This window comes from Clostridium sp. USBA 49 (assembly GCF_900167505.1).
In the GTDB taxonomy this organism is placed as follows: Bacteria; Bacillota; Clostridia; order Clostridiales; family Clostridiaceae; genus Clostridium_AT; species Clostridium_AT prolinivorans.
Genome location: NZ_FUYD01000007.1, coordinates 69,169 through 83,576 on the forward strand (window position 1 = coordinate 69,169; position 14,408 = coordinate 83,576).

Consider the following 14,408-nt stretch of genomic DNA (forward strand, 5'->3'; position numbering starts at 1 on the left):
ATTTAGGTTTATAGGGGGAAATATGAAAAATATATTTTTAAATGGAAATGATTGGCTTATGAAAGAATTTATTGGAATGGATTGGGTATGGAGAGATTCAGTAAAGCCTAACACTAAAGACGTTAGGTGGTGGAACAAGGCAACTGTTCCAGGGAGCGTGCTTAATGACTTGTTTGAAGATGGATTAGTACCAGATCCATACTTTGAATTAAATTCAAAGTTGGTAGAATGGGTACCTGCAAGAACGTGGGTTTATAAAAAAAAATTTATCTTAGGTGAAGAACTTAGAGGCAAAAAAGTAACTTTATGTTTTGATGGTATTGATTATAAAAGTGAAATTTTTTTAAATGGAAAATCTATCGGATATCAAGTAGGAATGTTTATCCCCTGGAAAAAAGACATCACTGATTTATTGATTTTAGGAGAGGAAAACCTATTAGCTGTTGTTATAGAGCCAGCACCAATAGAGCAGCCGCAGGTTGGAAAAACAAGCTTAGTTTATACTCACAAATCACGTATGACATATTGGTGGGACTTCTGCCCTAGAATGATTCATCAAGGAATTTGGGATGATGTTTATTTAAAGGTAACAGAAGAATCTACACTTGAGAATGTATATATTAGTTCTGATTTGGCAAAGGATCATAGCAAGGCTAATATTAAAATAGAAATAGAAACCTATTTAGCAGAAGGAAATAAGGTTGAGGTATTATTTGGAGAAAAAATGGCAGAAGCTAAAGTAGAAAAAGGAAAAGCAAATATAAGCTTGATAGTTGATAATCCTGTTCTATGGTGGCCTAATGGTTATGGAGATCATTACATGTATGCAATAAAAGTAATTTTATATAATAAAGAAGGAAAAGAATCTGATACATTAGAGAAAAGGTTTGGTATAAGAGAGATTGTTTTTACTCATAATGATAAAGCTAATAAAGATGCTCCTGATTTTGTGCTTAATGTAAATGGCAGAAAGATTTATATGAATGGATACAATTGGGTTCCTATTGATGTCATGTATGGGGTGAATAGAAAAGAAAAACAACAAAGATTAATTAGATTGGCTAAAGAAGCAGGCATAAATATATTCCGTGTATGGGGTGGTGGTTTAATCGAAAAAGATAGTTTTTATGATGAATGTGCAGAAAATGGAATTTTAATTTGGCAGGAATTTATTTTGTCTAGTTCAGGTATCGATAATAAAACATCTCATGATGAAAATTATATAAAATTAATGAAATATCAATCTGAAATTATTATAAAAAGAAAAAGAAATCATACAGCACTTACTATTTGGTGTGGTGGTAATGAACTTCAGGATGATGAAGGAATGCCTTTAAATAGCACAGATAAACTTCTAACTGTTCTAAATGAGCAGGTAGAAAAGTTTGATTCAAAAAGAAAATGGCTTCCTACATCTCCATCTGGCGGAGTATTTTCAAATTCCATAGAAAACATAGAAAAGTATCCAGATAAGCTTTATGACGTACATGGGCCTTGGGAACACCAAGGCTTGCAAAAGCACTACAAACTTTATAATTTAGGTACTTCTTTGATTCACACAGAATTTGGAGTAGAAGGCATGACTAATTACAATACTTTGCATAAATCTGTAGACCCACAGCATTTTCTACCAGCAAGTAAAGATAATGAAATATATTTTCATCGTGGGGCATGGTGGACGAATGAACCATTAATTCAAGAAACCTTTGGAGGAAATTTAAAGGATATAGAAAGTATTCGTAAGGCTAGTCAGTATATGCAGTATGAAGGATTAAAATATGCTGTTGAGTGCAATAAAAGAAGAGCATTTCACAATAGTGGAACATTTCCATGGCAGTTTAATGAGCCTTATCCAAATAACTATTGTACTTCAAGTTTAGATTATTACGGAAATCCAAAGCCTGCATATTTTGGAATTAAGAAGGCATATAGTTCATTTTTAATTTCAGCGTCTTTTGAATCATCGTCTTTATTTAAAAAAGAAGATTTTAAGTGCAGTATATTTATTGGAACTCAATTATTAAGTCAAGAGCTAGAAGTATTAGAAAAGCTTAAGTCTGTTGTGGAGATTGCTGCAGTAGATGGTACAATTTGCTATAAATCCACCATGGATTGCAAGGCTGTGGAAAATGCAACGGTTAAATTAGTAGATTTAAATATAAAACTGAATAAGATACCTACTTCTCTATTTTTATTGAGACTTAGATTGGAAACTGATAATAAAATACTTGCAAGTAATGAGTATTTATTTACTAAAGGAAAGGATTTAAAAGATGTATTTGAACTTGAACAACCATCATTATTACTAAAACAGACAGAGAAAGGCGTTAGTATTACTAATAATGGTAAAACTGCAGTATTGTACTTATTTATTACTAGTAATGAAGATTTAAATTCTAAAAATTACTTATATTTTGATAATAATTATTGTTGTATTTTACCAAATGAAATAAAAGAAATTGCAATTGAAAGCACTAATGATAAGGTTACTTTGGGAAACTTAGCTATTGAAGCACTTAATGTTTCTTACAATGTTCTAAAAGAATAATATAAAATATAATCCAACATTATACCATGTTTTAATAACACCCTTCTATTTATAAAACAGTTTATATAAGTAAAATATAAAGTGTAAGATAAGTACAAAAGATTAAGAAATTTATAAGCTAAAAGGAATACTTTATTTATGCACTCTGGAAACGATTTATAAAAACAAAAATATATTTATTAATGGGTATAGTTTGGAGGATCTAATATGAACAAAGATAACAAAAAAACATTGCATATGATTGGAAACTCTCATATAGATCCAGTATGGCTTTGGAGATGGCAGGAGGGTTTTCAAGAAGTAAAGGCTACTTTTAGTTCAGTACTTGATAGAATGAATGAATATCCTGATTTTAATTTTACAGCTAGTTCTATAGTCTATTATAAATGGATAGAAGATATAGATCCTGAAATGTTTGAAAAAATTAAAAAAAGAGTAAAAGAAGGCAGATGGCAAATAGTAGGAGGATGGTTTGTAGAGCCAGATTGTAATATTCCAAGTGGAGAATCATTTGTAAGGCAAGCACTTTACTCACAAAGATATTTAAAGAAAACTTTTGGGGATATATGTACTATAGGGTACAACATAGATAGTTTCGGTCACAATGCCATGCTTCCTCAAATATTAAAGAAAAGTGGATTTAAATATTATTTGTTTATGAGACCGGTAGAGAGTGAAAAACATATAGACTCACCTCTTTTTAAGTGGAAAAGTGAAGATGGTAGTACTATAATCACTTGTAGGTTGCCAGGGGAATATACTGCATGGTTTAAAGAACATATATTAAAAAATATAGAAAAAACTTTAAAAGTCATGAAAAACTACAACGAAATGCTTTGTTTTTATGGTGTAGGTAATCATGGAGGAGGGCCTACAATACAAAATATAAATACTATTTATGAATTGAAGAAAGATAAAACAATGCCTAAGATTTTATTTTCAACAGTAAAAGATTTCTTTAGTAAAGTAGATGAACAGAACCTTCCTGAATACAAGGATGAGATTCAGCACCATTCGGTAGGATGTTATTCAGCTGATTCTGAATTGAAACGATTAAATAGGAAAGCTGAAAATGTGATTATAATTTCAGAAAAGCTTGGAGCTATGGCTAACATGCTTGGAAATAATAAAAATTTTAAATATGATATAGAAAAAATATGGGAAGTACTACTATTTAATCAATTTCATGATATTTTAGCAGGCACTTCAATTGAAGAAGCTAGAAACGATGCTGTTTCGCATTTTAATTCAGTAATTTCTAAAGGAAAATTTATTAGTAATACAGCTATTCAAGCTATAGCTAATAAAATAGATACTTTAGGAGAAGGTTACCCACTAATTTTATTTAACACTAATTCTTATGAGTTTGATGAATGGGCAGATTTAGAAATAGCTTGGGATTGCAAAAAAGCTTTAACTATAGTTGATGATTTAGGAAATGAAGTACCATATCAAAGGACTAGAACTTCTGCAGCAACTACAAATGTAAACTTTGGAGGAAGAAGAAGAGTTGTTTTTAAAGTTAATATACCAGCTTTTGGATATAGAGTGTATAGAATTTTTGATAGAGAACCTTCAATAATAAAAGAGGATATGAAAGTTTATGATAACATTCTAGAAAATAAGAATATTAAAGTAATATTCAATAAACAAAGCGGAAATATAAGAAGTATATATGACAAAAGAAATAAATTTGAGCTTTTAAAGGGGGAAATTATTGCCAAGGTAATTAAAGATGAAAGTGATACTTGGAGTCATGGTATAAAAAATTTTAATGAAGTTATAGGCAACTTTGAATTAGTAGATATGAGAATTTTAGAAAAGGGATGTAATAGAGCTATAATAAAAGTTACATCAAAATATGGGGAATCTAAGCTTGAACAGTTTTATACTCTTTATGAAGATGCTGACTATATAAGAGTAAAAAATTATCTTAACTGGCAGGAGAAACATAAGATATTAAAAATTTCGATGCCTATAAATGTTGAAAATCCTAAATTTATTTGTGAAATACCTTATGGATATTTAAACAGAGATTCTTATGAAGGACACGAAGAATTTGCACATAGCTGGGTAAAGATAGAAGAGAGAGATAAGAACTATGGAGTAGTTATAGCTAATGACAGTAAATATGCTTATGACATGACTAATAACGTATACAATATGACTATTTGCAGAAGTCCAGTATATGCTCATCATGATCCGGCGCCAATTGAGGAAGATGTAATTTATAGATATATGGATCAAGGAGAGCAGATATTTTCTTTTGTAATAAGCTTTGATGAAAAATGTGGAAATGTTAAGGCAAATAAACTGTCAGATATCCTTAATGTGGGATATGAATATTTAATAGATACTTATCATAAAGGAGAAATAAAAGCTCAAAATATGAGTCTAATAAGTTTAGATAAAGAAAACATAATAGTTGAAGTTTTAAAAACTTCGGAAGATGATAATGGATATATTCTAAGAATGTATGAAATTGAAGGTAGTGAAACTAAAACTGAGTTAAGCTTAAAATATATAAATAAAAAGTATAATTTGGTATTTTCTCCTTGTGAAATAAAAACTATATTAATCACAAGGGAAAATGAAGACTATATATACAAAGAGGTAAATATGTTGGAAGTTTAAAGATTAAGTTTTAATTAGGGGGAAGAAGAGTGAAAATTGAAAATAATAAAACAATAAAACTTAGTGCTGAAAAATATGATTTAAATTTTTATAAAGATAGGCCTTATGTAGGTATAAGGAATAAAGAAGGAAATTTATTAATGGATTTATATCTTGTATCTTCTTGCAATACTTTAGAAGGAAGAGATGTAGTTTCAAATATATCGGATTGGAACTATGAAGAAAGTCAAGGACAAATTACTTTTACTGCAACAGCTGACAGCTCAATTTGGAAAAGCAAAGAATATAAAATTGTATGCAAGGAAGATAGATTTGAGTATAGTTTTGATATAAATGGAAAAGGTAGCATAGATGAAGTTGAATACTTTAGTGGATATTATACAGGAAGTCTTAGATGGAGCAGTGGAAGATTTTATTCTAGCTTTATAGTAGATAAGATTTTTAATCCAGAACCAGATTGCAAGGAAGAATTTTATTCACTACCAAGCGAAACAACGGGAATTGATTTAACAGGTGTACCTATTTATGGTAAAGATCATTGGTTTTTTACTCCACCACCTTTTTCTTTTGTAGGAATAAAAGATAATGTGAAATTCACCATAGGTGTAAAAGCTGAAGAAAGAAATTGGTTATTTACAGAATTTATATATAAAGGGGGTAAAGGTTCTTATTTATCTCTTTCTTATGAAGGACATACCAAAATAGAAGGTGAATATAGTCTTCCCAAAATTGTATTTATATTTGGAGAGGATGAGTATGAATTATTAAAAACTTATAGTGATTTAAATAGAGTAAATAGAAAATCTTACGAGCAGCCAAGCTGGTGGAAAACGCCAATTTTCTGTGGATGGGGGGCACAATGTGCATTAGAAGTAAAAACAGGGGAACCTGCATCTAAATTAGCTACAGAAGAAAATTATTATGGCTTTTTAAACAAATTAAGAGAAATAAATTTAAACCCAGGAATTATTGTTATCGATGATAAATGGCAGAAAAACTATGGATTAAATGATGTAGATAAAGAAAAATGGCCCGATATGAAAAATTTTATAAAAGATGTTCATAATAATGGGAAAAAAGTTTTATTATGGCTTAAGGCTTGGGATCCAGAAGGAGTTTCTGAAGAATTATGTATTAGAGATTTTAAAGGAAATAAATTAGCTGTTGATCCAACTAACCCAGAATACGGAAAAATATTTAGAGCTTGTATAAAAAACATACTTTCAAAAGAAGGATTAGATGCTGATGGTTTTAAGATAGATTTTACAGCAAGAATACCATCTGGTGCTTATTGTAAAAGTTACGGGAATTTATGGGGATTAGAGCTTATGAAAAAATACTTAGAAATTATTCATACAGAAGCTAAAAAAGTAAAAAGAGATGCTTTAATAATAAGTCATACACCAAATCCATACCTTGAAAATGTTACAGATATGATAAGACTAAATGATGTTAATACATCAGCTGATATAAATAATGCTATGCTTCATAGAGCAAGAGTTGCAAAAGCTGCGTGTCCCAGCTTAGTGATTGATACAGATAACTGGCCAATGCCAAATAAAAAAGCTTGGTTAGATTATATAAAACTTCAGCCTGAACTTGGCGTTCCATCACTTTACTATATTGATTTAATAGATAATTCAAAAGAAGAAATAACAGAAGAAGAACACAAGGTTATAAGAAAAGCATGGGATGCTTTTGAAAGAGGTGAAAAGTATGAATAAAAACTTAGTTATAATTCATACAACCCCAGTAACCATAGAATTATTAAAAAATATTGCCTCAGAACTGAAGATTGATTGCAATATAGTAAATATATTAGATGACAGCATTTTACCAGAAATAAATTCACTAGGATATATTCCAGAGGATGTGAAATACAGATTTAATAATTACTTGGTAAATGCCTCAACGTTAAAACCAGACGCAATTTTATGTGCTTGTTCATCAATTGGAGAGCTTGTAGAACTAGGCAAGGACTTAGTAAAAGTACCGGTTCTAAGAATAGATGAGCAAATGACAAAAATAGCCGTTGAAAGGGGAAGTAAAATAGGAGTGGCTGCTACATTAGCTTCTACTCTTAAACCTACAATTAATTTAATTCTTAATAAGTCAAAAGAATTAGGAAAAGAAATAAGTATAGATAAGCTTCTTATTGAGGAAGTAGGGAATTTACTAAATAAAGGGAAAGAAGATCAATACGATAAAATTGTTTCAAGCAAATTAATAGAACTTTTAAGGAATAATGATATTGTTGTATTGGCTCAAGCTTCTATGACAAGAACTATAAAATTAATTCCAGAAGAACTTAAAGATAAATTTCTCATAAGTCCTTATACAGGTATGGAGGCTGTTAAAAGAGTATTGGAGGAATAGAATATGCTTTTATTAGGCTTAGATATAGGAACTACTCATATTAAAGCAGTTATTATAGATGAAAATTTAGATCTTAAATCTATTCATATAGAGGATAACAATACAATTAATATACAGGGGAAAGGTCAAGTTTATTTGGCAGAGGATTTATGGAAAATTGCATTAAAATGCATTAAAGGAGTAGTAAAAAACGTAAATACTCTTGAAATAAAAGCAATTTCAGTTTCTAGCATGGCTGAAGCAGGATTACCTTTAAACAAAGATAAAGAGCCACTATATCCAATAATTCCTTGGAATGATATGAGAGCAAAGGAACAAATGGACAAACTTAAAAATGATTTTGGTGGATATGAAATATATAAAAAGACAGGACTTATTCCTCATCCAAAGCACAGCATAGCTAGGCTGATGTGGTTAAGGGAAAATGAGAAGGAGATATACTATAAAACAAATCATTGGTTATCTGTAGGAGATTATATAATTTTTAAATTAAGTGGTGAAATAGTTACAGACAGTACGTTAGCATGTAGAACTATGATGTACGATTTAAAAGGAAAAACATGGGATAGTGATTTATTAGGGTATATAGGGAATAAGGACATTCTGCCAAGTGTTATGGAATCTGGAACAGTTGTAGGGAGTTTACTTAAAGAAATAGCTGATGAAATTGGAATACCAAGAAATGTGGCAGTAGTTACTGGTGCTCATGATCATATATGTGCAGCTATGGCATTAGGAATAAATGATGAAAATGAAGTGTTAGATTCCATGGGAACCTCAGAAGTATTTGTTGGGAAGGAAAAAAAACCTATTTTAACTAAAGAATTTTATAAATTAGGGGTTAATCAAGGCTGCTTTCCATATGGGGGGTATTACTGGATGACAAGTACTCCAGCATCAGGAGGGTCCATTGAATGGCTAAGAAAACTTATATCTATTGATAGGGAAATTCCTTACAGCTTCTTTGATAATGGAAAGAAAATTGATAAACTTTCAAAAGTAATATATATGCCTTACTTAAGTGGAAGTGGGACCCCTCATGTAGACCCTTTAAAAAGAGGAGCTTTTATTGGATTGTCTATTGATACAGATGTTTCAGATTTAATAAAAGCAGTATATGAGGGAATTTCCTATGAAGGCAAATTAGTACTAGAAACTTTAGAAAGCCTTAATGGAAATAAAATTAATAAGATAAAAGCGGTTGGAGGAAGTACAAAGAACTCAACTTGGATGAAAATTAAGTCTAATATATTTAACAAGAAAATACTTTGTTCCTCAATTGATGAAGCATCGGCCGTTGGTGCTGCTGTATTAGCAGGCATAGGAGTAAAGGCAATAACAAATATAAAAAACAATAGTACAATAAAGCAAGAGTTAACCCCAAATAATGAGTTAGTTTTACTTTATAAAAAGGGTTATGAAAGATATAAGACTACATTTAAAAATATAGAAGAAGCAATAGAATGTGAGGTATGATTTATGAAACTTATGGGATTAAATAAAATGCTTCCTATAGCACAATCTAAAGGTTATGGAGTAGGTTCATTCTCTCCAAGAAATACTTATCTTATAAAATATGTACTTATGGCAGCGGAAGAGATGAATTCACCTGTTATAGTTCAAATGTCAGCAAATGAATTTAGATGGTTTGAAGTAAGTGCAATTGAATTTGCAGAAGCTTTTTATAAACTTAAAGACCAGTTTAATATAGCTGCAGGATTACACTTAGACCATACTAAAGATATAAACGTAATAAAAGAAGCAATTGATGCAGGATTTACTTCTGTTATGATAGATGCTTCAGATAAGGAGCTTGAAGAAAATATTAAAATAACTAAGAAAGTTGTGGAGTACGCACATAAAAAAGGTGTTGTTGTAGAAGCAGAGCTTGGAAGAATTGGAGCTACAGATAAGTTAGAAACTGATAGTGATGATGAATTTTATACTATACCAGAAGAAGCAAAGAGATTCGTAGAAGAAACAGGAGTTGACGCTTTAGCTGTTTCTATAGGTACAGCTCATGGAGTGTACAAGGTTAAGGATCCTAAAGTAGACTTTGAAAGGTTGCAAGAGATAAGAAATCTTACAAATACACCTTTAGTTCTTCATGGTGGTTCATCTCTTCCATCAGAAACTATAAAAAAGGCAATAAATATACCCAGAGGTGGAGTAAGTAAGATTAATATTGCTACTGATTTAGAATTAGTTTTTCAGAATAGCTTAGGTTTAGAAAGCAGGATATTAAATAAAGAAGTTTGGAAATTAGAGGCAGAAGCTTTAGAAAAGGCTGGTATGGCGGTAAAGCAAGAAGTTAAGAAGAAGATACAAGAATCTCTTGGTAGTGCAAATAAAGGAGCGGACTTTATATAGACTATATAGAGGCGGTGAAGAGGTTGAAAAAATTAATAGGTGTGGTAGCAGATGATATCACAGGTGGAAATGATATAGGTATAATGTTTGCCAAAAATGGACTTGTAACAGAAGTTTATAGGTACCATGAAAATATGGAATTTAAAAAAGTTGAGGATGTGGATGTAATAATTATTGACACAGACAGTAGACTTGATGAACCAAAAGTGGCGGCAGAAAAAGTATATAATTCTACCAAAAGCTTAATGAAAATACCATGTGATATGTATTTTAACAAAACATGTTCAGTGTTTAGAGGGAATATAGGAGTAGAATTTGATGCAATGCAAGAAGCCTTAGGAATAGACAAGTCTATTGTGATCCTTGGCTTTCCTGCTAATGGTAGAGTTACTAAAAATGGACTTCATTATGTAAATGGAGTGCTTTTAGAAAATTCTCAGTTTGCCAATGACCCAATACATCCTATGAAAGAATCAAATGTAGTTAAAATTTTAGAATCTCAAACAGAGAAGACAGTTGGAATTATTAATTATAATATTGTTAAGCAAGGAGAAGAAATACTTAAAAGTCATATAGAAAAAATGAAAAAGGATTTTTCTTATATTATCTTAGATGTAACTGAACAGGAAGACTTAAAAATTATAGCTAAAGCTGCAGCTGGAGAGTTAAATCTTTGCGGAAGCTCTGCAATAGCAGAAGAACTTCCAAAGGCATTTGGAAATGTTAAAGAACTTAAGTTTGAAGATGGAGTATATAAAAGCTTAGATAAAAATGGAGTACTGGTACTAGCAGGGAGTTTAACACCTCAAACTTTATTACAAGTAAATTATCTTAAAGAAATCGGTGTTGAAACTATAGAATTTGATACTTTAAGTATATATGCTGAAGAAGGTTATGCTAGATGCATAAACGAAATTGTAGCTAAAGCAATTGAAGTTGTAAGTAAAGGAAGAGATATTCTTATACATACTTCAAATGACAGAGTGATAGTTAAAAAGACCAAAGAAATTGGATATAATCTTGGCTTAAAGGATAATGAAATTGGGAAAAAAATATCATCTGCCCTTACAGCTATAGTTAAGGAAGTGTATGAAAGAACAGGTTTTAGAAAGATAGTTGTAGCTGGTGGAGATACTTCAGAGGCAGTAAGTGAAGGACTTAATATAGAAAAAATGAGAATTATAGAAGAAATTGAGCCAGGGCTTCCCAATATGTTTGGCTACAATTCTATGGGAAGACTCCTTATGGTATTAAAGTCAGGAAGTTTCGGAACTAAAGAGTTTTTGAAGAAAGCTATAGATAATCTAAAATGTTTAGAAGAAAGATTATGTAAATAATAAATGCGGCAAGAAGGAGATGAGTAAATGTTTTTCGTTGAAAAGAAAACGGAAAGAAGACTAGAAGAAATATTTAAGTTTATATATAAACAAAAAATGGCTTTAGGTCTTATGTATAAAGAAAATGATTCTGAAGAGTACAAAAAAACTTATAGAGGATTCATTTGGGGAGGTAAAAATGTAATAGGTTGGTTTAAGTCTCCTAAAATTATTTTGCCAGAAAGCTATAAAAACAAGAAAGTTGCACTTTATCTAGAACTTTCAGACTATAAGGTTCCAGATGTAAATCCAGAGTCTTTAGTTTATGTAAATGGTGTAGCTGTTCAAGGTTGTGATAAAAATCATAGAGAAATAGTTATTCCAAAAGATTTATTAAAAGATGGAGAATTAGAGGTTAACATAAAGGCTTTTAGTGGAAGAAGAGATTATACAAATAAATTCTTATATGCTGATTTAGTTACTATAGATGAAAAAACAGAAAATTTATATCTTACTATGAAGATGGCTCTTCAATCAGCACAAATACTTCCAAAAGATGATTATATAAGAGACGTTATTCTTTCAATAATAGATAATACCTTAAATATTATTGATTGGCGAGAAGAAGGTTCAGAGAATTTCTATAATTCAATTTACAAAGCTTTAGATTTTATAAAATCAGAGTTAAAAGAAGCTTCTGGAAGAAGCAAAAGACCTGAAATAACTTGCGTTGGTCATTCTCATATTGATGTAGCTTGGTATTGGCAGTTATGGCATACAAGAGAAAAGGTATCGAGAACTTTCTCTACAGTACTAAACTTAATGAACCAGTATCCAGATTATTATTTTATACAATCTCAGCCTCAATTATATAAGTACATAAAAGAGGATTATCCGGAAATATATGAAAGAATTAAAGAGAGAGTGGCAGAAGGAAGATGGGAAGCTACAGGAGGCATGTGGGTAGAAGCAGATTCCAATGTAACTTCAGGAGAATCGTTGGTTAGACAATTACTATTTGGAACTAGATTCTTTAAAAAGGAATTTGGTGTAGATAACAAATTAGTTTGGCTTCCAGATGCCTTTGGTTTTAGCGGAAACCTTCCTCAAATTATGAAAAAGAGTGGTATTGATTATTTCTTAACTACAAAGATAAGCTGGAATCAATTTAACAGACCACCATATGATACTTTCAAATGGAGAGGATTAGATGGAAGTGAAGTTTTAACACATTTTATGACAATGCCAGAAAATTCTATGAATCCGGATGATTGGGGATACACTTACAATGGGGATATAAATCCTCGTAAATTCAAGAGAGTTTGGGAAAGTTACAGACATAAAGATATTAATAGCAAAGATATACTTATTTCCTTTGGACATGGAGACGGTGGTGGCGGAACTACAAGAGATATGATTGAAAATATATATATTACTGAATATATGCCAGTAGTGCCAAAGGCTAAGATGGGAAAAGCTGAAGATTTCTTTAAGAGATTAGAGGAACAAGTTAAGAATAACAAGCACTTAGATACTTGGGATGGAGAACTTTATCTTGAAGTTCATAGGGGAACTTTTACTTCTCAAGCTAAAACAAAGAAATATAATAGGCAGTCTGAAATATTATTACATGACGTGGAAACATTAAACAGCTTTGCAAAAACAGTAGATAATAATGTTAATTATCCACAAGAATTAATAAACAATGCATGGGAACTTGTACTTTTAAATCAGTTCCATGATATTATACCAGGATCTTCAATAACTGAAGTTTATGAAGATAGCGACGCTCAGTATAAAGAAGTATTAAGTACATGTAGTAGATTAAAAGCTGAAGTATTAAGGAATTTGGCTTCCAAAGTTAAAACAGATGGTCCAAGCTTAGTGATATTTAATACTTTATCTTGGAAAAGAAATGATTATATATATATAGAAAAAGCTTCTATAGGTTATGAGGCTGAATTCATGGATGGAGATAAAGTGCTTTCATCACAGACTATCCAAAAGAATGGACATGAATACTATATGATTTTTGCTAAGAATATACCATCTTATGGATATAAGACAATAAGAGTAGTTAGAAAGAATGCTAACATCTTGGCAATTAATGTATCAGTTGATAAAACCATGATGGAAAATAAATTTTTTAAGATATATCTAAATGATAAAGGACAAATAGTTTCCATATTTGACAAGAAAAACAATAAAGAAGTGATTGCAAAAGGTAAGCTTGGGAATGTATTAAGTGCTTATGAAGATAAACCATTTAACTTTGATGCTTGGGATATTGATATTTACTATAAGGATAAGGAGTATGTTGTAGATAACTTAATTTCTGCAGAAGTAGTAGAACAAGGTTCAGAAAGAGGTACATTGAAGCTTGTTTGGAAGTATGTAAACTCAGATATAGTTCAGTATGTACATTTATACAATAATACTCCAAGAATTGACTTTGAAACTGAAATTGATTGGAAAGAAAAGCAGACATTGCTTAAAACCGCTTTCCACGTAGATGTACGTTCTACAAAAGCTACTTATGAAATTCAATTTGGTAGCATTGAAAGAACTACTCACAATAATACTCCTTGGGATTACGCACAGTTTGAAGTTCCAGCACAAAAGTGGGTAGATCTTTCAGAAAGAAACTATGGAGTAAGTTTATTAAATGATTGCAAGTATGGTCACAGTATCAAAAATAATGTAATAGAACTAACTTTATTAAAATCTGCTATTGAGCCAGATCCATTTGCAGATAAGTGTCATCATAGCTTTACTTATAGTTTATACCCACATAAGGGAGATTGGTTTGAAGGTGGAACTGTTCAAGCTGGATACAGTTTAAATTATGATATGCCTGTAGTTTATGTAGAAAGTACTACTGGAGAACTTCAAAGTGAAGACTCATTCATAGAAAATAATATACCTGATGTAATAATTGAAACTGTGAAAAAAGCTGAGGACAGTAACCATACAATAATAAGAATGTATGAGTATGGAAATGGAACTACAGAAGGAGAGATTAAATTTAATAAGAATATCAAAGAGGCTTATATGTGTGATATGATGGAAAATAATAGAACTTTAGTTGATTTTGAAGGTAATAAAATTAATCTGAAATTTACTCCTTTTGAATTAAAATGCCTAATGGTAGATTTTGAATAATT

At 30.7% G+C, this 14,408-nt stretch carries 8 protein-coding genes; all 8 read left to right on the plus strand.

The window, feature by feature from the left end:
• Positions 1-22: 22 nt before the first annotated feature.
• The 8 genes from B5D11_RS08270 to B5D11_RS08305 all read left to right on the plus strand — a co-directional run bounded on the left by B5D11_RS08270 (position 23) and on the right by B5D11_RS08305 (position 14,406).
• Positions 23-2,548, plus strand: a complete 2,526-nt coding sequence (locus tag B5D11_RS08270) for a glycoside hydrolase family 2 protein (protein WP_180376985.1) — start codon at positions 23-25, stop codon at positions 2,546-2,548.
• Between the two features lie 207 nt (positions 2,549-2,755).
• Positions 2,756-5,182 (plus strand): alpha-mannosidase, encoded by a 2,427-nt coding sequence (locus tag B5D11_RS08275; RefSeq protein ID WP_078682568.1) that lies wholly within the window; start codon positions 2,756-2,758, stop codon positions 5,180-5,182.
• Positions 5,183-5,211: 29 nt separating this feature from the next.
• Entirely contained in the window at positions 5,212-6,906 is a 1,695-nt protein-coding gene (locus B5D11_RS08280) for a TIM-barrel domain-containing protein (RefSeq protein WP_078682569.1), read from the plus strand.
• Positions 6,899-7,558, plus strand: coding sequence for an aspartate/glutamate racemase family protein (locus B5D11_RS08285; RefSeq protein ID WP_078682570.1), 660 nt, complete (start codon positions 6,899-6,901; stop codon positions 7,556-7,558). The genes B5D11_RS08280 and B5D11_RS08285 overlap by 8 nt, the downstream gene beginning before the upstream one ends.
• Before the next feature lie 3 nt (positions 7,559-7,561).
• Positions 7,562-9,034 carry an FGGY-family carbohydrate kinase gene (locus tag B5D11_RS08290; protein WP_078682571.1) on the plus strand — a complete coding sequence of 491 codons (1,473 nt, stop codon included), beginning with the start codon at positions 7,562-7,564 and terminating at the stop codon, positions 9,032-9,034.
• Between the two features lie 3 nt (positions 9,035-9,037).
• Positions 9,038-9,928, plus strand: a complete 891-nt coding sequence (locus B5D11_RS08295) for a class II fructose-bisphosphate aldolase (RefSeq protein WP_078682572.1) — start codon at positions 9,038-9,040, stop codon at positions 9,926-9,928.
• Between the two features lie 23 nt (positions 9,929-9,951).
• The gene (locus tag B5D11_RS08300; RefSeq protein ID WP_143327690.1) at positions 9,952-11,265 is read left to right on the plus strand and encodes a four-carbon acid sugar kinase family protein; all 1,314 of its coding nucleotides are present in this window, start codon (positions 9,952-9,954) and stop codon (positions 11,263-11,265) included.
• A gap of 27 nt (positions 11,266-11,292) precedes the next feature.
• The gene (locus B5D11_RS08305) at positions 11,293-14,406 is read left to right on the plus strand and encodes an alpha-mannosidase (protein WP_078682574.1); all 3,114 of its coding nucleotides are present in this window, start codon (positions 11,293-11,295) and stop codon (positions 14,404-14,406) included.
• The last annotated feature ends 2 nt before the right edge of the window (positions 14,407-14,408 follow it).

Coding starts and splice junctions, on each gene's coding strand:
- B5D11_RS08295 (WP_078682572.1), top strand. CDS start 9,038: ATGAAACTTATGGGATTAAATAAAATGCTTCCTATAGCACAATCTAAA.
- B5D11_RS08270 (WP_180376985.1), top strand. CDS start 23: ATGAAAAATATATTTTTAAATGGAAATGATTGGCTTATGAAAGAATTT.
- B5D11_RS08285 (WP_078682570.1), top strand. CDS start 6,899: ATGAATAAAAACTTAGTTATAATTCATACAACCCCAGTAACCATAGAA.
- B5D11_RS08290 (WP_078682571.1), top strand. CDS start 7,562: ATGCTTTTATTAGGCTTAGATATAGGAACTACTCATATTAAAGCAGTT.
- B5D11_RS08305 (WP_078682574.1), top strand. CDS start 11,293: ATGTTTTTCGTTGAAAAGAAAACGGAAAGAAGACTAGAAGAAATATTT.
- B5D11_RS08275 (WP_078682568.1), top strand. CDS start 2,756: ATGAACAAAGATAACAAAAAAACATTGCATATGATTGGAAACTCTCAT.